Annotated in this window: 15 protein-coding genes, 1 tRNA gene and 4 pseudogenes; all 20 read left to right on the top strand. The window is 63.2% G+C overall.

Translation table 11 applies throughout. The annotated features are described in order from the left end of the window. Window positions 1-374 (top strand): annotated as a pseudogene (tuf, locus tag ASD22_RS07110) (elongation factor Tu); the annotation flags it as partial. Window positions 375-482: 108 nt separating this feature from the next. Further along, window positions 483-558 (top strand) — tRNA-Trp (locus ASD22_RS07105). A gap of 81 nt (window positions 559-639) precedes the next feature. Further along, complete coding sequence (secE, locus tag ASD22_RS07100; protein ID WP_056081099.1) at window positions 640-1,035, top strand: preprotein translocase subunit SecE; 396 nt, start codon at window positions 640-642, stop codon at window positions 1,033-1,035. A gap of 10 nt (window positions 1,036-1,045) precedes the next feature. Beyond that, window positions 1,046-1,606 carry a transcription termination/antitermination protein NusG gene (gene nusG / locus ASD22_RS07095; protein ID WP_007083014.1) on the top strand — a complete coding sequence of 187 codons (561 nt, stop codon included), beginning with the start codon at window positions 1,046-1,048 and terminating at the stop codon, window positions 1,604-1,606. A gap of 306 nt (window positions 1,607-1,912) precedes the next feature. Then, window positions 1,913-2,341 (top strand): 50S ribosomal protein L11, encoded by a 429-nt coding sequence (rplK, locus tag ASD22_RS07090; protein WP_007083015.1) that lies wholly within the window; start codon window positions 1,913-1,915, stop codon window positions 2,339-2,341. 3 nt (window positions 2,342-2,344) lie between these two features. After that, window positions 2,345-3,052 (top strand): 50S ribosomal protein L1, encoded by a 708-nt coding sequence (gene rplA / locus ASD22_RS07085; RefSeq protein ID WP_056080670.1) that lies wholly within the window; start codon window positions 2,345-2,347, stop codon window positions 3,050-3,052. A 337-nt stretch (window positions 3,053-3,389) separates the two neighbouring features. Beyond that, window positions 3,390-3,923 (top strand): 50S ribosomal protein L10, encoded by a 534-nt coding sequence (gene rplJ / locus ASD22_RS07080; protein WP_056080668.1) that lies wholly within the window; start codon window positions 3,390-3,392, stop codon window positions 3,921-3,923. Window positions 3,924-3,971: 48 nt separating this feature from the next. Next, on the top strand, window positions 3,972-4,340 hold the full coding sequence (gene rplL, locus ASD22_RS07075) for a 50S ribosomal protein L7/L12 (RefSeq protein WP_056080665.1): 369 nt from the start codon (window positions 3,972-3,974) through the stop codon (window positions 4,338-4,340). 232 nt (window positions 4,341-4,572) lie between these two features. Continuing rightward, window positions 4,573-8,733, top strand: coding sequence for a DNA-directed RNA polymerase subunit beta (rpoB, locus tag ASD22_RS07070; protein WP_056080662.1), 4,161 nt, complete (start codon window positions 4,573-4,575; stop codon window positions 8,731-8,733). Between the two features lie 131 nt (window positions 8,734-8,864). Then, window positions 8,865-13,079 carry a DNA-directed RNA polymerase subunit beta' gene (rpoC, locus tag ASD22_RS07065; protein ID WP_056080659.1) on the top strand — a complete coding sequence of 1,405 codons (4,215 nt, stop codon included), beginning with the start codon at window positions 8,865-8,867 and terminating at the stop codon, window positions 13,077-13,079. 176 nt (window positions 13,080-13,255) lie between these two features. Further along, complete coding sequence (gene rpsL, locus ASD22_RS07060; protein WP_007083021.1) at window positions 13,256-13,630, top strand: 30S ribosomal protein S12; 375 nt, start codon at window positions 13,256-13,258, stop codon at window positions 13,628-13,630. A gap of 69 nt (window positions 13,631-13,699) precedes the next feature. Next, the gene (gene rpsG / locus ASD22_RS07055; RefSeq protein WP_007083022.1) at window positions 13,700-14,167 is read left to right on the top strand and encodes a 30S ribosomal protein S7; all 468 of its coding nucleotides are present in this window, start codon (window positions 13,700-13,702) and stop codon (window positions 14,165-14,167) included. A gap of 242 nt (window positions 14,168-14,409) precedes the next feature. Beyond that, window positions 14,410-16,539 (top strand): elongation factor G, encoded by a 2,130-nt coding sequence (fusA, locus tag ASD22_RS07050; protein WP_056080656.1) that lies wholly within the window; start codon window positions 14,410-14,412, stop codon window positions 16,537-16,539. A 159-nt stretch (window positions 16,540-16,698) separates the two neighbouring features. Beyond that, window positions 16,699-17,533: pseudogene (locus ASD22_RS16920) on the top strand (GTP-binding protein); the annotation flags it as partial. 37 nt (window positions 17,534-17,570) lie between these two features. Then, window positions 17,571-17,882: pseudogene (locus ASD22_RS16670) on the top strand (EF-Tu/IF-2/RF-3 family GTPase); the annotation flags it as partial. 1 nt (window position 17,883) lies between these two features. Beyond that, window positions 17,884-18,329, top strand: a pseudogene (gene tuf, locus ASD22_RS07040) (elongation factor Tu); the annotation flags it as partial. A 414-nt stretch (window positions 18,330-18,743) separates the two neighbouring features. Further along, window positions 18,744-19,055 (top strand): 30S ribosomal protein S10, encoded by a 312-nt coding sequence (rpsJ, locus tag ASD22_RS07035; RefSeq protein WP_007082173.1) that lies wholly within the window; start codon window positions 18,744-18,746, stop codon window positions 19,053-19,055. A 20-nt stretch (window positions 19,056-19,075) separates the two neighbouring features. Further along, the gene (gene rplC, locus ASD22_RS07030; RefSeq protein WP_056080653.1) at window positions 19,076-19,717 is read left to right on the top strand and encodes a 50S ribosomal protein L3; all 642 of its coding nucleotides are present in this window, start codon (window positions 19,076-19,078) and stop codon (window positions 19,715-19,717) included. 11 nt (window positions 19,718-19,728) lie between these two features. Next, window positions 19,729-20,331, top strand: coding sequence for a 50S ribosomal protein L4 (gene rplD, locus ASD22_RS07025; protein WP_007082175.1), 603 nt, complete (start codon window positions 19,729-19,731; stop codon window positions 20,329-20,331). Beyond that, the gene (rplW, locus tag ASD22_RS07020) at window positions 20,328-20,621 is read left to right on the top strand and encodes a 50S ribosomal protein L23 (protein ID WP_007082176.1); all 294 of its coding nucleotides are present in this window, start codon (window positions 20,328-20,330) and stop codon (window positions 20,619-20,621) included. Before rplD ends, rplW begins: the two co-directional genes overlap by 4 nt. Window positions 20,622-20,637: the final 16 nt, after the last annotated feature.

Genomic DNA, 20,637 nt, shown 5'->3' with positions numbered 1-20,637 from the left:
CAGGCGACAACGCCGGTCTGCTGCTGCGCGGCCTGAAGCGTGACGACGTGGAGCGTGGCCAGGTGCTGGCCAAGCCGGGCACGATCACCCCGCACACCAACTTCGAGGCCGAGGTGTATGTGCTGAGCAAGGACGAGGGTGGCCGTCATACCCCGTTCTTCAAGGGCTATCGTCCGCAGTTCTACTTCCGCACCACCGACGTCACCGGCGCTTGCGAGCTGCCCGAGGGCGTGGAAATGGTAATGCCGGGCGACAACGTGAAGATGGTGGTGAGCCTGATCCACCCGATCGCGATGGACGAAGGCCTGCGTTTCGCCATTCGCGAAGGCGGCCGCACCGTCGGCGCCGGCGTGGTGGCCAAGGTCATCAAGTAAGCTGAAAACCGGGAATGGGGAATAGGGAATAGGGAATCGGAAGGGCATGCGACAGCGCCATCCGATCTTCCTGTTCCCGATTCCCCATTCCCTATTCCCGTTTTCCATACGCCAGTAGCTCAATTGGCAGAGCAGCGGTCTCCAAAACCGCAGGTTGGGGGTTCAAGTCCCTCCTGGCGTGCCACTTTCCAAGGAGCAATGACGGGTGGCGGATGGCGATACCGGCCGCAAGGTCCGGTATGCCGATGACACACGGCAACTGCGCATGAATACCAAGGCAGAACAGCCCAAGGGCACGAACGCCGCCGATATCGGCAAGCTGGTACTGGCGGGGCTGGTGCTGGCCGCCGGTATCTTCGCCTATTCCTGGTTCAACAACGACGCCAACGTTCCCGGCACGGTTCGCCTGCTGGGCGTATTTGCTGCGCTGGCGATCGCGCTGGCCATTGCAGCCTTTACCGCGCCCGGCCGGCGCGTGCGGCACTTCATCAGCGAATCCCAGTTCGAAATGCGCAAGGTCGTGTGGCCGACGCGCGACGAGACGCTGAAGACGACCGGCATCATTATCGTGGTGGTGATCATCCTGTCGCTGCTGTTGGGTTTGATCGACCTGATTCTGAAGTCAGTCATCCTTGACTGGCTGCTCAAGTTGGGTTCCTGAGGTGGCAAGCATGAGCAAGCGCTGGTACGTGGTACACGCCTATTCCGGTTTCGAGAACCAGGTGAAACGTTCGCTGGACGAGCGCATCCAGCGCGCGGGCATGGAAGAGAAGTTCGGCGAAGTGCTGGTGCCGACCGAGGAAGTGATCGAAATGCGCGGCGGCCAGAAACGGCGCAGCGAGCGCAAGTTCTTTCCCGGTTACGTGCTGGTGCAGATCGAGGCCAACACCGAAGGCAAGGTGCCGCGCATCGATGACGAATGCTGGCATCTGATCAAGGAAACGCCGAAGGTGATGGGTTTCATCGGCGGTACCGCCGACCGCCCGTTGCCGATCCGCGACAGTGAGGCCGAGGCGATCCTCAGCCGGGTGCGCGAAGGTGTCGAGAAGCCGCGGCCGAAGGTGCTGTTCGAGCCGGGCGAGATGGTGCGTGTCACCGAAGGCCCGTTCAACGACTTCAACGGCGTGGTCGAGGAAGTCAATTACGAGAAGAGCCGGTTGCGCGTCGCGGTGCTGATCTTTGGTCGCTCCACGCCCGTGGAACTGGAATTCGGCCAGGTCGAAAAGGCCTGAGCCAGGGATTGGTTGGCTCAGGGCGAAACCGCTCGGCACCTTCGCCCTCTCCCCGTTAGCGGGGAGAGTTGGAGAGGGGAGATTCCAGCTAACCGGAACTTCCAGCCGCTTTTGCTTCACCTCGACGCCTCACTGGCACGGGGCTTGCTCACAAACAGGTAAATCTCTAAACTACGCGGTTCACGCTGGGTCTTTTCGACTCGGCGTGCGCGCGTTTCGGGATCCGCAAGAGGCGGATCTTCCTTCCATCCAAGGAGCGGTGAACAGCGAGGAGCCGCAAGGCGCCTGCACTCGCGAGGAAATCCCATGGCAAAGAAAGTTATTGGTTACATCAAGTTGCAGGTCAAGGCCGGTCAGGCCAACCCGTCGCCGCCGGTGGGCCCCGCCCTCGGTCAGCGCGGTCTGAACATCATGGAATTCTGCAAGGCGTTCAATGCCGCCACGCAGAAACTGGAGCCGGGTCTGCCGATTCCGACCATCATCACGGCTTATTCCGACCGCAGCTTCACCTTCATCACCAAGACCCCGCCCGCCACGATCCTTCTGAAGAAGGCCACCGGCGTCGCCAAGGGTTCGCAGAAGCCGAACACCGACAAGGTCGGCAAGGTCACCCGCAAACAGCTGGAAGACATTGCCAAGCAGAAGGAGCCGGATCTGACGGCTGCCGATCTCGACGCCGCGGTGCGCACCATTGCCGGTAGCGCCCGCAGCATGGGCCTTGTGGTGGAGGGTTAAGACATGGCAAAGCTCACGAAGCGTATGAAGTCGGCTCAGGCCGCGGTGCAGCCGGGCAAGTTCTACGGCCTGGAAGAAGCCCTGAAGATCGTCAAGGACAACGCCAAGGCGAAGTTCGCCGAGTCGGTCGACGTGGCCGTGCGTCTGGGCATCGACGCGAAGAAGTCGGACCAGGGCGTACGTGGTTCCTCGCTGCTGCCGCATGGCACCGGCAAAACCGTCAAGGTCGCCGTGTTCTGCCCGCCGGGCGAGAAGGCTGAGGCCGCCAAGGCCGCCGGTGCCGACGCTGTCGGCATGGATGACCTGGCCGAGCGCATGCAGGCCGGCGATCTCGACTTCGGTCGCGTGATCGCCACGCCGGACGCCATGCGCGTGGTCGGCAAGCTGGGTCAGCTGCTGGGCCCGCGTGGCCTGATGCCGAACCCGAAGGATGGCTCGGTCACCGCCGACGTCGCCACGGCCGTCACCAATGCCAAGGCCGGCCAGGTGAAGTTCCGCAACGACAAGGGCGGCATCATTCACGCCACCATCGGCAAGGCGAGTTTCGAGGCGTCGCAGCTGGCGGACAACCTCAATGCGCTGATCGGTGACCTGCTGAAGGCCAAGCCGGCGACGGCGAAGGGTCAGTTCCTGCAGAAAGTTGCGCTGTCCAGCACGATGGGTGTCGGTGTTGCCGTGGATACCTCCACGCTGACGCTCGGCGCCAAGTAAGTATCAAGCCCCGTACCGGTCATTCCGGTGCGGGCACGTTTTTGAGGGCAGTTTCGGCCACTGGCCGATGCCGCCGTCAAAGACCGCAGGCGCGCTCAGCGCGCGGTGACGACGGGCAGGACGCTCGCATCTGGCAGGGAATCGCCGTCACCGCCAGCGGGATCGCTTAATCGGGTTCGAGAGGATCCGGCCTGCGCAGATGGTGCTGCCCTTCTGGAATGTTCGATTTGTTCTGGAAAGGCCATCACCCGGGACGTGTGTCCCCGGCGTCAAGGATGGCGTCGCCCAGGACCGCAAGCGGCAGGAGCCGCAAGCGGAGTTCATTTGGAGGAGTGCAATGGCTCTCAATCTGTCACAGAAGAAAGAAGTAGTCGCCGAACTGGCAGGTGTTGCCGCAACGGCTCACTCCCTGGTCGCTGCCGAGTATGCGGGCACCACGGTCGAACAGATGACCGCGATGCGCAAGAAGGCTCGCGAATCCGGTGTGTACTTGCGGGTTGTCAAGAACACGCTGGCGTCGCGCGCCGTGGCCGGAACCGAATTCGAGGTCGTCAAGGACGCCCTGGTCGGTCCGCTGCTGTACGCATTCTCGACGGAAGAGCCCGGTGCTGCCGGGCGTCTGATCAAGGAATTTGCCAAGGGCAACGACAAGCTGAAGGCGAAGGTCGTCTCGGTGGAAGGCAAGCTGCTGCCGGCTGAGCACGTTGACGTGCTGGCCGCGCTGCCGACCCGCGAACAGGCGTTGGCCATGCTGGCCCGCGTGCTGGCCGAACCGGCCACGATGTTCGCGCGCGTGGTCAAGGCCGTTGCCGATCAGCAGGGTGGTGGCGAAGTCGCCGCCGAAGCCCCGGCTGAAGCCGAGCCCGCCTGAGTTCATCGACTTACATACTGAATCGAATCACATCCAGAGGTAAATGAAATGTCCCTGTCCAACGAAGAAATCGTTGAAGCCGTAGCCGCCAAGTCGCTGATGGAAGTGATGGACCTGGTGAAGGCCATCGAAGAGAAGTTTGGCGTGACCGCCGCCGCCCCGGTTGCCGTGGCTGGCCCGGCTGCTGCTGGTCCGGTTGCTGAAGCGCAGACCGAGTTCGACGTCGTGCTGAAGACCGCCGGCGCCAAGAAGGTTGACGTGATCAAGGCTGTCCGCGCGATCACCGGCCTGGGCCTGAAGGAAGCCAAGGACCTCACCGAGGCCGGCGGCGTGCTGAAGGAAGGCGTGTCGAAGGAAGACGCCGAGAAGTTCAAGAAGGATCTGGAAGCTGCCGGCGCCACGGTCGAACTGAAGTAATTGGCGCCCTTGCGCGTCGTCAGTTTGATCTAGTTTCAGGCAAGCCTGGGGGCGAAAGCTCCCGGGCTTTGCCTGCTTTATGCGGGAATGGGGAATGGAGAATGGAGAATCGTTGAGCGACGCCAGCTGTTTGCTCTGACGATTCCCCATTCTCGATTCCCGAGTCCCCAGTTTTTTCATTCAGCCGGTGTGTGCACCACCGGCGTCACAGCGAACCGAGGCGGTATTCACCATGGCCTACTCGTATACCGAGAAGAAGCGCATCCGCAAGGATTTTGGCAAACGTCCACCCGTACTGGGCGTGCCCAACCTGCTGACCATCCAGACCGATTCCTATCGGGAATTCCTGCAGGAGCATGTCGCGCCCAAGCAGCGCGACGAGAAAGGCCTGCACGCGGCGTTGAAATCGGTGTTCCCGATTTCCAGCTATTCCGGCAATGCCGCATTGGAGTATGTCGACTATCGCCTGGGCGAGCCGGCGTTCGATGAGCGTGAGTGCCGCAACCGTGGCATGACGTTCGGCGCGCCGCTGCGCACCACCGTGCGCCTGGTCATCTACGACAAGGACAGCCCGGCCTCGAAGAAGGTGGTGAAGTACATCAAGGAGCAGGAGGTCTACATGGGCGAGATTCCGCTCATGACCGACACCGGCACCTTCATCATCAACGGCACCGAGCGCGTGATCGTCTCGCAGTTGCACCGTTCGCCGGGCGTGTTCTTCGACCACGACCGCGGCAAGACGCACAGCTCGGGCAAGCTGCTGTTCTCGGCGCGCGTGATTCCTTACCGCGGCTCGTGGCTGGACTTCGAGTTCGACCCGAAGGACGCGCTGTTCACCCGTATCGACCGTCGCCGCAAACTGCCGGTGACGGTGCTGCTGCGCGCGCTCGGCTACAGCAACGAGGAGATGCTGAGCATCTTCTTCGAGCACAACGTGTTCCATCTCGGCAAGAAGGGTGGCATCACGTTGGAGCTGGTGGCCGAGCGTCTGCGCGGTGAAACGCTGAGCTTCGACCTGGCCATCGGCGGCAAGGTGCTGGTGGAAGCGGGCAAGCGCATCACCGCGCGCCACGTGCGCCAGCTGGCGGCCGAGGACATCACCGCGCTGGAAGTGCCGGACGATTACCCGATCGGCCGCATCCTGGCGACGGACATCGTCGACGCGCAGACCGGTGAACTGCTGGCCTCGGCCAACGACGAGATCACCGCCGAGCATCTGGAAGCCTTCCGCAAGGCGGGCATCGAGACGCTGCCCACGCTGTACGTCAACGATCTCGATCGCGGCGCCTACATCTCGCACACCCTGCGCATCGACAACACCAAGACGCCGCTGGAGGCGCTGGTGGAGATCTACCGCATGATGCGTCCGGGCGAGCCGCCGACCAAGGACGCGGCGCAGAACCTGTTCTTCAACCTGTTCTTCACCTTCGATCGCTACGACCTGTCGGCCGTGGGCCGGATGAAGTTCAACCGTCGCGTGGGCCGCCAGGACATCCTGGGCCCGGGCGTGCTGTATGACCACAAGTTCTTCAGCGAGCGCAAGGAAGAGGCTTCCCAGGTGCTGGTCAAGGAGCAGGGCGAGAAGTCCGACATCCTCGACGTGCTGAAGGTGCTGATCGACATCAAGAACGGTCATGGCACCGTCGATGACATCGATCACCTGGGCAACCGCCGCGTGCGTTCGGTCGGCGAAATGGCCGAGAACACCTTCCGCATCGGCCTGGTCCGTGTGGAGCGTGCCGTGCGCGAGCGCCTGTCGCTGGCCGAGGCCGATGGCCTGACCCCGCAGGACCTGATCAACGCCAAGCCGGTCGCGGCGGCGGTGAAGGAGTTCTTCGGTTCCTCGCAGCTGTCGCAGTTCATGGACCAGAACAACCCGCTGTCGGAAGTGACGCACAAGCGCCGCGTTTCCGCGCTCGGGCCGGGCGGCCTGACCCGCGAACGCGCCGGCTTCGAAGTGCGCGACGTGCATCCGACCCACTACGGCCGCGTCTGCACCATCGAAACGCCGGAAGGCCCGAACATCGGCCTGATCAACTCGCTGGCCGTGTACGCCCGCACCAACCAGTACGGCTTCCTGGAGACGCCGTACCGCAAGGTGGCGGACGGCAAGGTCACCGACACCGTCGATTACCTGTCGGCGATCGAGGAAGGCGACCACGTGATCGCGCAGGCGAACTCGCCGCTGGACAAGCACGGCGCCTTCGTCGAGGACTTCGTGTCCTGCCGTTTCCGTGGCGAGTCCGAGCTGCGTCCGGCGTCCGAGATCAACTACATGGACGTCTCGCCGATGCAGACCGTGTCGGTCGCCGCAGCGCTGGTGCCGTTCCTGGAGCACGATGACGCGAACCGCGCGCTGATGGGCGCGAACATGCAGCGTCAGGCCGTGCCGACCTTGCGTTCGCAGACCCCGCTGGTGGGTACCGGCATCGAGCGCGCCGTGGCGCGCGACTCCGGCGTCATTGTTTCCGCCAAGCGCGGCGGCGTGATCGACCAGGTCGACGCGGCCCGCATCGTGGTGCGCGTCAATGAGGAAGAGGTCGGTGACAACGACGCCGGCGTCGATATCTACACGCTGACCAAGTACACCCGCTCCAACCAGAACACCAACCTCAACCAGCGCCCGCTGGTGAACGTGGGTGACGTGGTGGCGAAGGGCGATACGCTGGCCGACGGTTCGTCGACCGACCTGGGCGAGCTCGCGCTCGGCCAGAACATGCTGATCGCCTTCATGCCGTGGAACGGCTACAACTTCGAAGACTCGATCCTGCTCTCCGAGCGCGTCGTGCAGGAAGACCGCTACACCTCGATCCACATCGAGGAGCTGTCGTGCATCGCGCGTGACACCAAGCTGGGCGCCGAGGAAATCACCGCCGACATCCCCAACGTGGGCGAGCAGGCGCTGGCGCGCCTGGACGAGAGCGGCATCGTGTACATCGGTGCGGAAGTGAAAGCCGGCGACATCATGGTCGGCAAGGTCACGCCCAAGGGCGAGAGCCAACTGACGCCGGAAGAGAAGCTGCTGCGCGCGATCTTCGGCGAGAAGGCGTCCGACGTTAAGGACAGCTCGCTGCGCGTGCCGCCGGGCATGGACGGCACCGTCATCGACGTGCAGGTCTTCACCCGCGACGGTATCGAGAAGGACAAGCGCGCCAAGCAGATCGAGGAAATGGAAGTGAAGCGGATCCGCAAGGATTTCGACGATCAGTTCCGCATCCTCGAAGGCGCGATCTACAACCGCATGCGCACCCAGCTGGTCGGCCAGTCCGCGATGAGCGGCCCCGGTGGCCTGAAGCGTGGCGCCGAGATCACCGACGCCTACCTGGACGGCCTGAAGAAGGACGACTGGTTCAAGATCAACGTCAAGGACGAGAGCATCACCGAGTTCCTGGAGCGCGCGGCCGATCAGGTCAAGCGTCACAAGGAGGAGTTCGACAAGCGCTTCAAGGAGAAGCAGGCAAAGATCACCCAGGGCGACGACCTGGCCCCGGGCGTGCTGAAGATGGTCAAGGTGTTCCTGGCCGTGAAGCGTCGCATCCAGCCGGGCGACAAGATGGCCGGCCGCCACGGCAACAAGGGCGTGGTGTCGAACGTGGTGCCGGTCGAGGACATGCCGTACATGGCCAACGGCGAGGCGGTCGATATCTGCCTGAACCCGCTGGGCGTGCCTTCGCGCATGAACATCGGCCAGATTCTGGAAGTGCATCTGGGCTGGGCCGCCAAGGGCCTGGGCAAGAAGATCCAGAAGATGATCGAAGCGCAGGAGAAGGTGACCAAGATCCGCGAGTTCCTGGACCAGGTGTACAACCACCACGCCGCAGGTGCCGTGCAGCACGTCGACCTGAAGTCGCTGACCGACGACGAGATCCGCGCGCTGGCGAACAACCTGCAGGAAGGCGTGCCGATGGCGACGCCGGTGTTCGACGGTGCCGAGGAAACCGAGATCAAGGCGATGCTGAAGCTGGCGGATCTGCCCGAATCGGGCCAGACCACGCTGTACGACGGCCGCACCGGCGAGGCGTTCGATCGCCCGGTCACCGTGGGCTACATGCATTACCTGAAGCTCAACCACCTGGTCGACGACAAGATGCACGCGCGTTCCACCGGTCCGTACTCGCTGGTGACCCAGCAGCCGCTGGGCGGCAAGGCGCAGTTCGGCGGTCAGCGCTTCGGCGAAATGGAAGTCTGGGCGCTGGAAGCTTACGGCGCGGCCTACACCCTGCAGGAAATGCTGACGGTGAAGTCCGATGACGTGCAGGGCCGCAACCAGATGTACAAGAACATCGTCGACGGCAACCACGAGATGTCCGCGGGCATGCCGGAATCCTTCAACGTGCTGGTGAAGGAAATCCGCTCGCTCTGCATCGACATCGATCTGGAAGAGATCAAGTGATGTGCGGGATTCGGGAGTCGGGATTCGGGATTTGCACAAGCAAGCCCGGCTTCCGATCCCGGATCCGGCAAGCCTGACCTCGTTCGAACCGCGGACCTCGACCCAAGAATTTGCTCCGACCGGAGATTCAAATGAAAGACCTGCTCAATCTGTTCAATCAGCAGCGCGTGATGCCGGACTTCGATGCGATCAAGATCGCATTGGCGTCGCCTGAGCTGATCCGCTCGTGGTCGTACGGCGAAGTGAAGAAGCCGGAAACCATCAACTACCGCACCTTCAAGCCCGAGCGCGACGGCCTGTTCTGCGCTGCCATCTTCGGGCCGGTGAAGGACTACGAGTGCCTGTGCGGCAAGTACAAGCGCATGAAGCATCGCGGCGTGGTCTGCGAGAAGTGCGGCACCGAAGTGACGCTGGCCAAGGTGCGCCGCGAGCGCATGGGCCATATCGAGCTGGCCAGCCCGACCGCGCACATCTGGTTCCTGAAGTCGCTGCCGTCGCGCATCGGCCTGATGCTGGACATGACCCTGCGCGACATCGAGCGCATCCTGTACTTCGAAGCCTTCGTGGTGATCGATCCGGGCATGACCGCGCTGGAGCGCGGCCAGCTGCTCAGCGAAGACCAGTACCTGGAAGCCACCGAAGAGCACGGTGACGAGTTCGATGCCCGCATGGGCGCCGAGGCCGTCTACCAGTTGCTGAAGTCGCTGGACCTGCCGGCCGAAGTGATCCGCCTGAAGGAAGAGATCGGCTCGACCGGCTCGGAGACCAAGCTGAAGCGCCTCACCAAGCGCGTCAAGCTGATCGAGGCGTTCCTGGAATCGGGCAACAAGCCCGAGTGGATGGTGCTGACCGTGCTGCCCGTGCTGCCGCCGGACCTGCGTCCGCTGGTGCCGCTGGACGGTGGCCGCTTTGCCACCTCCGACCTGAACGACCTGTACCGCCGCGTGATCAACCGCAACAACCGCCTGAAGCGGCTGCTGGAACTCAATGCGCCGGACATCATCGTGCGCAACGAGAAGCGCATGCTGCAGGAATCGGTCGATGCGTTGCTGGACAACGGCCGTCGCGGCCGTGCCATCACCGGCACCAACAAGCGCGCGCTGAAGTCGCTGGCCGACATGATCAAGGGCAAGCAGGGCCGCTTCCGCCAGAACCTGCTCGGCAAGCGCGTGGACTACTCCGGCCGTTCGGTGATCGTGGTCGGCCCGACCCTGCGCCTGCACCAGTGCGGCCTGCCCAAGAAGATGGCGCTGGAGCTGTTCAAACCCTTCATCTTCGCCAAGCTGCAGGCGCGTGGCGAAGCCACCACCATCAAGGCGGCGAAGAAGCTGGTCGAGCGCGAAGAGCCGATGGTGTGGGACATCCTCGAGGACGTGATCCGCGAACATCCGGTGCTGCTGAACCGCGCGCCGACCCTGCATCGTCTGGGCATCCAGGCGTTCGAGCCGAAGCTGATCGAAGGCAAGGCCATCCAGCTGCACCCGCTGGTCTGCACCGCGTTCAACGCCGACTTCGACGGCGACCAGATGGCCGTCCATGTGCCGCTGTCGATCGAGGCGCAGCTGGAAGCGCGCGCGCTGATGATGTCGTCCAACAACATCCTCAGCCCCGCCAATGGCGAGCCGATCATCGTGCCGACCCAGGACGTGGTGCTGGGCCTGTACTACATGACCCGCGAGCTGATCAACGTCAAGGGCACCGGCATGGTGTTCTCCGGCGTCAGCGAAGTGCGCCGCGCCTACGACAACCGCGCGGTGGAACTGCACGCCAAGGTGAAGGTGCGCCTGCACCTGGTGCACATCGCCGAGGACGGCGCGCGCACGCATGAAACCGCGCTGGTCGACACCACCGTGGGCCGCGCGCTGCTGGCCGAAATCCTGCCCGAAGGCCTGCCGTTTGCGCTGGCCAACACCGAGCTGACCAAGAAGAACATCTCGCGCCTGATCAACTCCAGCTACCGTCTGCTGGGTCTGAAAGAGACCGTGGTGTTCGCCGACAAGCTGATGTACACCGGCTATCGCTTCGCCACGCGCGCGGGCATCTCCATCGGCATCGACGACATGCTTATTCCGGACGAGAAGAAGCCGATCCTGGAAGACGCCGAGAAGGAAGTGGTCGAGATCCAGCAGCAGTACCAGTCCGGTCTGGTCACGGCTGGCGAGCGCTACAACAAGGTGGTCGACATCTGGTCGCGTACCAGCGAACTGGTGGCCAAGGCCATGATCGACGGCATCGGTACCGAAAAGGTGACCGACGCCGAAGGCAAGACGGTCAACCAGAAGTCGATGAACTCGCTGTACATCATGGCCGACTCCGGCGCCCGTGGTTCCGTGGCGCAGATTCGCCAGCTGGCCGGCATGCGTGGCCTGATGGCGCGTCCGGACGGCTCCATCATCGAGACCCCGATCAAGGCCAACTTCCGCGAAGGCCTGAACGTGCTGCAGTACTTCAACTCGACCCACGGTGCTCGAAAGGGTCTGGCCGATACCGCGTTGAAGACGGCGAACTCCGGTTACCTGACCCGCCGACTGGTCGACGTGGCGCAGGACGTGGTGATCACCATGGACAACTGCGGCACCGAAGACGGCATCATCATGCAGCCGATCGTCGAAGGCGGCGACGTGGTCGAGCCGTTGCGCGAGCGCGTGCTGGGTCGTGTCGTGGTGGGTGACGTCTACGCGCCCGGCGACGACGATGAGCCGATCGTGCTCTCCGACACGCTGCTGGACGAAGCGCTGGTCGAGAAGCTGGACAAGGCTGGCGTGCAGTTGCTCAAGGTGCGTTCGCCGATTACCTGCGAAGCGGCCCATGGTGTGTGCAAGCTCTGCTACGGTCGCGATCTGGCCCGTGGCCACCTGGTCAACATGGGCGAGGCCGTGGGCGTGGTTGCTGCGCAGTCGATCGGCGAGCCCGGTACCCAGCTGACCATGCGTACGTTCCACATCGGCGGCGCGGCTTCGCGTGCGGCGGCGGTGGACAACGTGACGGTGAAGACCACCGGCTCGCTGAAGTACAACAACCTGAAGTCGGTGCAGCACAAGTCGGGCCATCTGGTGGCGGTGTCGCGTTCGGGCGAATTGAGCGTGATCGACGCCAGCGGCCGTGAGCGCGAGCGCTACAAGGTGCCGTACGGCGCCACCATCGCGGTGAAGGACGGTGCGGCGGTGAAGCCGGGCCAGACCGTGGCCAACTGGGATCCGCACACCCACCCGATCGTCACCGAGGTGGCCGGCGTGGTGCGCTTCATCGACTTCCTCGATGGCGTCACCGTGCAGAGCCAGACCGACGAACTGACCGGCCTGGAATCGGCGGTGGTCACCGATCCGAAGCGTCGTGGCGCGCAGGCGAAGGACCTGCGCCCGATCGTGCGCCTGGAAGACGCCAAGGGCCGCGAACTGAAGCTGCCGGGCACCGACATCGCCGCGCAGTACTTCCTGCCGGCCGGTGCGATCGTGTCGATCCAGAACGGTGCCGAAGTGGGCGTGGGCGACGTGGTTGCCCGTATCCCGCAGGAAACGTCGAAGACCCGCGACATCACCGGTGGTCTGCCGCGCGTGGCCGATCTGTTCGAGGCACGCAAGCCGAAGGAGCCGGCGATCCTGGCCGAGCGGTCGGGCATCATCAGCTTCGGCAAGGACACCAAGGGCAAGCAGCGCCTGATCATCAAGGATGTCGACGGCAACGAGCACGAGGAGCTGATTCCGAAGTGGCGCCAGGTCATCGTGTTCGAGGGCGAGCATGTGGAGAAGGGCGAAACCGTCGTCGACGGCGAGCCGAGCCCGCATGACATCCTGCGCCTGCTGGGCGTGGAGCCGCTGGCCTCGTACCTGGTCAAGGAAATCCAGGACGTGTATCGCCTGCAGGGCGTGAAGATCAACGACAAGCACATCGAGGCGATCATTCGCCAGATGCTGCGCAAGGTCGAGATCGTCGAGCCGGGCGAAAGCCATTACCTGCGCGGCGAGCAGATCGAGCGCGTGCGCATCAACGGTGAAAACGAACGCGCGGTGGCCAAGGGCGAGCGTCCGGCCGAGTATCAGTCGATCCTCCTGGGCATCACCAAGGCATCGCTGGCCACCGAGTCGTTCATCTCGGCGGCCTCGTTCCAGGAAACCACCCGCGTCCTTACCGAAGCGGCGGTTCGTGGCACGCGCGATACCTTGCGTGGCCTGAAGGAAAATGTTATTGTCGGCCGTCTTATTCCGGCAGGTACGGGTCTGGCCTACCACGCAGGGCGTCGCCGCCAGGGTGGTCTGACCGATCTGGAGCTGGATACCCTTTCCGGTTCCACACCTCCGACGTCATTTGTCGAAGCGCCGGTCAGCAGTGAAGGTGGTGCCGAGTAAGCCTCGACAGGTTTTACTCGCCGACATACGAAATGAGGTGCATGGATGCACCTCGTGTTCGGGTCACGGATGGCAGAGCGTCAACTTGCCCAGGCAAGCTCGCTCATGTTAAATTCCCGCTTCTTGGCAGACCGAGCTTATTCGGGCTGCCTTTATGTTTTCAGGAACAGCTTCGCATGACGACAGTCAATCAATTGGTGCGCAAAAACCGCAGCCCCAAGACCTACAAGAGCGGGTCGCCGGCCCTGCAGAGCAGCCCGCAGCGTCGCGGCGTCTGCACGCGCGTTTACACGACCACCCCGAAAAAGCCGAACTCGGCGTTGCGCAAGGTTGCCAAGGTGCGCCTCACCAACGGTTTCGAGGTGATCAGCTATATCGGTGGTGAAGGCCACAACCTGCAGGAGCACTCGGTGGTGCTGATCCGCGGCGGTCGCGTCAAGGATCTCCCCGGTGTGCGTTACCACACGGTGCGCGGCAGCCTGGACTGCGCCGGTGTCACCAAACGCCGTCAATCGCGCTCGAAGTACGGCGCCAAGCGCCCGAAGAAATAATGTCGCGCGGCCCTCGCTGGCCGCTTTACAGGCGGGCAGGAATGTCCGCGAAAATAACGGACAACAAACATGTCGCGTAAAGGTTCACATCCCGCCCGTCTGATCCTGCCGGATCCCAAGCATGGCAGCCAGCTGATCGCCCGTTTCATCAACATGGTGATGAAGAGCGGCAAGAAGTCGGTCGCCGAAAGCATTGTCTACGGCGCGCTGCAGCACATTGGCGAAAAGAATGCCGAGCCGGTGGCTCTGGTCGAGAAGGCGCTGAACAACATCGCTCCGGCGGTCGAAGTGAAGTCCCGTCGCGTCGGTGGTGCCACCTACCAGGTGCCCGTTGAAGTGCGTCCGGGCCGCCGCATGGCGCTGGCCATGCGCTGGGTGATCGACTCCGCCCGCAAGCGCGGCGAGACCTCGATGCCGCGCAAGCTGGCTGCCGAGCTGCTGGAGGCTTCTGAAAGCCGCGGCGGCGCCGCCAAGAAGCGCGAAGAGACGCACCGCATGGCGGAAGCCAACAAGGCGTTCTCGCACTACCGCTGGTAAGTGGTTTGCGCCGTCATCGATGACGGCGACGACCGGCCCGCCACAGATGGTGGGCCTTGATGATTCAGCCGTCGCCACGACGGCGAAGATGGTCCGGCATCATTGCCGGACCGTCGGTTATCCAAAAGCCGCATCGTCACGATGGGGCAAGCCAGCCGGCATCCAGGCCGGATATTCATAAGCGCAACGGCCCGGATGGCTGTCACAAACCAGGGCAGGCAGCCCGACACAGGTAAATATCAATGGCACGCACCACTCCCCTCGAACGCTACCGCAACTTCGGCATCATGGCTCACATCGATGCCGGCAAGACCACGACCACGGAGCGCATCCTGTTTTACACGGGCGTCAGTCACAAGATTGGCGAAGTGCACGATGGCGCGGCCACGATGGACTGGATGGAGCAGGAGCAGGAGCGCGGCATCACCATCACGTCGGCGGCAACGACGGCGTTCTGGAAGGGCATGGACGGCTCGCTGCCCCAGCACCGCTTCAACATCATCGACACCCCGGGACACGTTGACTTCACCATCGAAGTGGAGCGCTCGCTGCGCGTGCTCGATGGCGCCGTGTTCGTGCTGTGCGCGGTCGGTGGCGTGCAGCCGCAGTCCGAGACGGTCTGGCGTCAGGCCAACAAGTACAAAGTGCCGCGTCTGGCGTTCGTCAACAAGATGGATCGCACCGGTGCCAATTTCGACAAGGTCGTCGGCCAGCTGAAGGCGCGCCTCGGTGCGCACGCCGTGCCGATGCAGGTTCCCATTGGTGCCGAGGACGGCTTCGAGGGCGTGGTCGACCTGCTCAAGATGAAGGCCGTGATCTGGGACATGGAAACCCAGGGCATGAAGTTCGAATACCGGGATATCCCGGCCGAACTGGCCGACAAGGCTGCCGAAGCTCACGCCTTCATGGTGGAGTCGGCTGCCGAAGCCACCGAAGAGCTGATGAACAAGTACCTGGAGGGCGGCGACCTCAGCGAGAGCGAGATCATCGCTGGCCTGCGTCAGCGTACGTTGGCCAACGAAATCATCCCGGTCTACTGCGGTACGGCGTTCAAGAACAAGGGCGTCCAGGCGATGCTCGACGCGGTGGTGCAGCTGCTGCCGTCGCCCGCCGATCGTCCGCCGGTTGCCGGTATCGACGAGGACGAGAACGAGGCCTCGCGCCCGGCTGATGACGCCGCGCCGTTCTCCGCGCTCGCGTTCAAGATCATGACCGACCCGTTCGTCGGTTCGCTGACGTTCTTCCGCGTCTATTCGGGCACGCTGAACTCCGGCGACGCCGTCTACAACCCGGTCAAGAGCAAGAAGGAGCGCGTGGGCCGCATCCTGCAGATGCACGCCAACGAGCGTCATGAACTGAAGGAAGTGCGCGCCGGCGACATCGCCGCCGCGGTCGGCCTGAAGGACGTGACCACGGGCGACACGCTGTGCGCGCAGGACCAGATCATCACGCTGGAGCGCATGTCGTTCCCCGAGCCGGTGATCTCGATGGCGGTGGAGCCGAAGACCAAGTCCGACCAGGAAAAGATGGGTATCGCGCTGGGTCGCCTGGCAGCTGAAGATCCGTCGTTCCGCGTGCGTACCGACGAGGAATCCGGCCAGACGATCATCTCCGGCATGGGCGAGCTGCACCTGGACATCCTGGTCGATCGCATGCGCCGCGAGTTCAACGTCGAGGCCAACGTCGGCAAGCCGCAGGTGGCGTATCGCGAGACAATCCGCTCCAGCGACGTCAAGTCCGATTACAAGCACGCCAAGCAGTCGGGCGGCAAGGGCCAGTACGGCCATGTCGTCATCGAGATGTCGCCGATCAGTGCCGAGGACCGTGCGGACGAGAAGCTCGCCGCCACGATCAAGGACGACTTCCTGTTCATCAACGACATCACCGGTGGCGTGATTCCGAAGGAATTCATTCCTTCGGTCGAGAAGGGCTTGCGCGAAACCATCACCAGCGGTCCGCTCGCCGGCTTCCCGGTGGTCAACGTCAAGGTGAAGCTGGTCTTCGGTTCGTACCATGACGTCGACTCGTCGGAAATGGCGTTCAAGCTGGCGGCATCGATGGCGTTCAAGCAGGGCTTCGCCAAGGCCAGCCCGGTGCTGCTGGAGCCGATCATGAAGGTCGAGATCGTGACGCCCGAGGACTACATGGGCGACGTGATGGGCGACATCAGCAAGCGTCGCGGCATGCTCACCGGCCAGGAAGACACGCCGTCGGGCAAGACCATCAACGCCGAGGTTCCGCTGGGCGAGATGTTCGGTTATGCCACCACGATCCGGTCGCTGACCCAGGGACGCGCCACGTTCACGATGGAATTCGACCATTACGCCGAAGCGCCGAGCAACGTCGCCGAGCAGGTCATGCACAAGGCCTGATCAGGGCGGTTCCGCTCTGCAGATAATTTTTCCGAATAACAGTTCTTTCGAGGTTTGAGTCATGGCAAAGGGTAAATTCGAACGCACCAAGCCGCACGTCAACGTCGGCACGATTGGTCACGTGGATCACGGCAAGACGACGCTGACGGCCGCACTGANCATGGCAAAGGGTAAATTCGAACGCACCAAGCCGCACGTCAACGTCGGCACGATTGGTCACGTGGATCACGGCAAGACGACGCTGACGGCCGCACTGACGAAGGTCGGTGCCGAGCGCTTCGGTGGCGAGTTCAAGGACTACAGCGCGATCGACGCGGCGCCGGAAGAGAAGGCRCGCGGCATCACGATCTCGACCGCCCACGTGGAATACGAATCGCCGGTGCGCCACTACGCGCACGTCGATTGCCCGGGCCACGCCGACTATGTGAAGAACATGATCACCGGTGCGGCGCAGATGGACGGCGCGATCCTGGTGTGCTCGGCCGCTGACGGCCCGATGCCGCAGACCCGCGAGCACATCCTGCTGTCGCGTCAGGTCGGCGTGCCGTACATCGTGGTGTTCCTGAACAAGGCCGACATGGTCGACGACGCCGAGCTGCTCGAGCTGGTCGAGATGGAAGTGCGCGAGCTGCTGCTGTCGCGTCAGGTCGGCGTGCCGTACATCGTGGTGTTCCTGAACAAGGCCGACATGGTCGACGACGCCGAGCTGCTCGAGCTGGTCGAGATGGAAGTGCGCGAGCTGCTTTCCAAGTACGACTTCCCGGGCGACGACACCCCGATCATCCACGGTTCGGCGCTGAAGGCGCTGGAAGGTGATCAGAGCGARATCGGCGTGCCGGCGATCATCAAGCTGGTCGACGCGCTGGACAGCTATATCCCGGAGCCGGTGCGCACCATCGACAAGCCGTTCCTGATGCCGGTCGAGGACGTGTTCTCGATCTCCGGTCGCGGCACGGTCGTCACCGGTCGTATCGAGCGCGGCATCATCAAGGTCGGCGAGCCCGAGTCCAGCGCGGCGCCACCCTGATCCNATCCCGGAGCCGGTGCGCACCATCGACAAGCCGTTCCTGATGCCGGTCGAGGACGTGTTCTCGATCTCCGGTCGCGGCACGGTCGTCACCGGTCGTATCGAGCGCGGCATCATCAAGGTCGGCGACGAAGTCGAAGTGGTCGGTATCCGCGACACGCAGAAGACCACGGTCACCGGCGTGGAAATGTTCCGCAAGCTGCTGGACCAGGGTCAGGCAGGCGACAACGCCGGTCTGCTGCTGCGCGGCCTGAAGCGTGACGACGTGGAGCGTGGCCAGGTGCTGGCCAAGCCGGGCACGATCACCCCGCACACCNCTCGCGCAGATCAGCTGCCCGTGACGCGGTGGTGGTGGCAAATGTTCCGCAAGCTGCTGGACCAGGGTCAGGCAGGCGACAACGCCGGTCTGCTGCTGCGCGGCCTGAAGCGTGACGACGTGGAGCGTGGCCAGGTGCTGGCCAAGCCGGGCACGATCACCCCGCACACCGACTTCGAAGCCGAGGTCTATGTGCTGAGCAAGGACGAGGGTGGCCGTCATACCCCGTTCTTCAAGGGCTAYCGTCCGCAGTTCTACTTCCGCACCACCGACGTCACCGGCGCTTGCGAGCTGCCCGAGGGCGTGGAAATGGTRATGCCGGGCGACAACGTGAAGATGGTGGTGAGCCTGATCCACCCGATCGCGATGGACGAAGGCCTGCGTTTCGCCATCCGCGAAGGCGGCCGCACCGTCGGCGCCGGCGTGGTGGCCAAGGTCATCAAGTAAAGCCGTCAATCACGAGGCCGCCTTGCGCGGCCTCGTGTGCATTCCCGCGCAGGTTCCCATCGACTGAAATGTCGAGGGGGCTTCACTAAGCGGAAGTTTGCAGATATACTTCGCAGCTTGCTTATCGACGGACATGGTTTTCGTCGATCTACCGCGAAATGAGACACAGGAAGTGTTTCGAGTTCGCTGGCCGAGGACGGCCCTCGCAATCTCACTCGATCAAAGGCATGGCCGATGATCGGTTTTTTTGCGCGAAGGCAAATGCTGGTCCAGGCGAGCCGTCAACGTTCGCCTGGGCTTTTCGAATTTGGGGCGGCGTGTTTGCGGCCCCGATGTGGTGCAGAAACAGGTTGTGCGGATCGGTGAGAAGCCGTTCCGTTTCACATTACGTTCTTTCGACAACAGGACACGGTTATGGCGAACCAGAAGATTCGGATTCGGCTGAAGGCATACGATCACCGACTGATCGACCGCTCGGCCAGCGAGATTGTCGAGACCGCCAAGCGCACTGGCGCAACGGTACTCGGCCCGATCCCGCTCCCGACCAAGATCGAGCGCTACACGATCCTCACGTCCCCGCATGTGGACAAGGATGCGCGCGATCAGTACGAGACCCGCACGCACAAGCGTGTACTCGACATTGTCGACCCGAACGACAAAACCGTGGACGCGCTCATGAAGCTTGATCTCGCCGCTGGCGTCGATGTTCAGATCAAGCTCGGTTGAGCGACAGACAGGATACGAAGATGAGTATCGGATTGGTTGGCCGCAAATGCGGCATGAGTCGCCTCTTCACTGAAGATGGCCGCTCGATTCCGGTGACGCTGATCGAAGCGACCCCGAATCGCGTGACCCAGCTGAAGACGGAAGATAACGATGGCTACAGCGCCGTCCAGGTTGCAGCGGGCACCAAGCGCGCGAACCTGTTGACCCAGCCGCTGAAGGGTCATTACGCAAAGGCAAAGGTCGAGCCGGGTCGTGGCTTGTGGGAATTCCGCGTGTCCGCCGATGATCTCGGCAAGTACAGCGTCGGTGCCGACATCAAGGCGGACGAGGTGTTCAGCGTCGGCCAGATCGTCGATGTTGCCGGTGTGTCGAAGGGCAAGGGTTTCCAGGGCACGATCAAGCGCTGGAACTTCAAGATGGGTGACGCTACCCACGGTAACTCGCTGTCGCATCGCGCGCCGGGTTCCATCGGTCAGCGCCAGACCCCGGGTCGCGTTTTCCCGGGCAAGAAGATGGCCGGTCACATGGGTGCGGTCAACCGCACGCAGCAGGGTCTGGAAGTGGTCAAGGTCGACGCCGAGCGTCATCTGATCGCGGTGAAGGGCGCGGTCCCCGGTGCAACCGGTGGCGACGTCATCATCCGCCCGACGACGAAGAGCTGAGGAGAGACGCCATGGAACTCAATGTCATTGGTGCCAAGTCGCTCAGCGTGTCCGACGAAGTGTTCGGCGGTGAGTACAAGAAGGCCCTGGTTCATCAGGTCGTGGTGGCCTATCAGGCCGCCGGCCGCGCCGGTACGAAGGCGCAGCTCTCGCGTGGCGAGATGTCCGGTACCACCAAGAAGTTCAAGAAGCAGAAGGGCGGCGGCGCCCGTCACGGCGATTACCGCGCTCCGATCTTCATCGGTGGCGGTGTCACGTTTGCCGCCAAGCCGCGCAGCTACGAGCAGAAGGTCAACCGCAAGGCCTACCGCGTGGCGATCCGCTCGATTTTCTCCGAGCTGATTCGTCAGGATCGCCTGAAGGTGGTCGAGAGCTTTGGCATCGAGACGCCGAAGACCTCCGCGATGGTTGCCAAGCTGGCCGAGCTGGACGTTTCCGGTCGCGTGCTGCTGGTGTCCGAAGATGCGTCCGAGTCGGTGTTTCTGGCCGCGCGCAACATCCCCTATATCCATGTGCTGGACGTGATGGGCCTGAACCCCGTCAGCCTCGTCGGCTCCGACCACGTAGTGGTGACGGTCGATGCGGTGAAGAAGATCGAGGAGTGGCTGGCATGAACAACGAACGCATTCTCGATACGCTGCGCGCGCCGCACATTTCCGAGAAATCGGCGCGTCTGGCCGAGCACAACCAGTACGTATTCGTGGTTGCCCCCGCGGCAACCAAGGCCGATGTCCGCGCTGCCGTGGAGAAGTTGTTCGACGTGAAAGTCGAGCAGGTGAACCTCGTCAACACGAAAGGCAAGGTCAAGTCCTTCCGTTTCCGCGCTGGCAGCCGCCAGGGCAAGCGCAAGGCCTATGTGCGTCTTGCCGATGGCCAGACCATCGACGTGTCCGCCAAGGCCTGAGCCAGGAGTTCTTTGA

Source organism: Rhodanobacter sp. Root480, assembly GCF_001426645.1.
GTDB classification, from domain to species: Bacteria; Pseudomonadota; Gammaproteobacteria; order Xanthomonadales; family Rhodanobacteraceae; genus Rhodanobacter; species Rhodanobacter ginsenosidimutans.
Note: the sequence above shows the minus strand (reverse complement) of the source record. Positions and strands in the feature narration are given on the sequence as shown.

Bases quoted from the DNA above. Each gene is read 5' to 3' on its own strand.
- secE (WP_056081099.1), top strand. From the start codon at position 640: ATGAATACCAAGGCAGAACAGCCCAAGGGCACGAACGCCGCCGATATC.
- nusG (WP_007083014.1), top strand. From the start codon at position 1,046: ATGAGCAAGCGCTGGTACGTGGTACACGCCTATTCCGGTTTCGAGAAC.
- rplK (WP_007083015.1), top strand. From the start codon at position 1,913: ATGGCAAAGAAAGTTATTGGTTACATCAAGTTGCAGGTCAAGGCCGGT.
- rplA (WP_056080670.1), top strand. From the start codon at position 2,345: ATGGCAAAGCTCACGAAGCGTATGAAGTCGGCTCAGGCCGCGGTGCAG.
- rplJ (WP_056080668.1), top strand. From the start codon at position 3,390: ATGGCTCTCAATCTGTCACAGAAGAAAGAAGTAGTCGCCGAACTGGCA.
- rplL (WP_056080665.1), top strand. From the start codon at position 3,972: ATGTCCCTGTCCAACGAAGAAATCGTTGAAGCCGTAGCCGCCAAGTCG.
- rpoB (WP_056080662.1), top strand. From the start codon at position 4,573: ATGGCCTACTCGTATACCGAGAAGAAGCGCATCCGCAAGGATTTTGGC.
- rpoC (WP_056080659.1), top strand. From the start codon at position 8,865: ATGAAAGACCTGCTCAATCTGTTCAATCAGCAGCGCGTGATGCCGGAC.
- rpsL (WP_007083021.1), top strand. From the start codon at position 13,256: ATGACGACAGTCAATCAATTGGTGCGCAAAAACCGCAGCCCCAAGACC.
- rpsG (WP_007083022.1), top strand. From the start codon at position 13,700: ATGTCGCGTAAAGGTTCACATCCCGCCCGTCTGATCCTGCCGGATCCC.
- fusA (WP_056080656.1), top strand. From the start codon at position 14,410: ATGGCACGCACCACTCCCCTCGAACGCTACCGCAACTTCGGCATCATG.
- rpsJ (WP_007082173.1), top strand. From the start codon at position 18,744: ATGGCGAACCAGAAGATTCGGATTCGGCTGAAGGCATACGATCACCGA.
- rplC (WP_056080653.1), top strand. From the start codon at position 19,076: ATGAGTATCGGATTGGTTGGCCGCAAATGCGGCATGAGTCGCCTCTTC.
- rplD (WP_007082175.1), top strand. From the start codon at position 19,729: ATGGAACTCAATGTCATTGGTGCCAAGTCGCTCAGCGTGTCCGACGAA.
- rplW (WP_007082176.1), top strand. From the start codon at position 20,328: ATGAACAACGAACGCATTCTCGATACGCTGCGCGCGCCGCACATTTCC.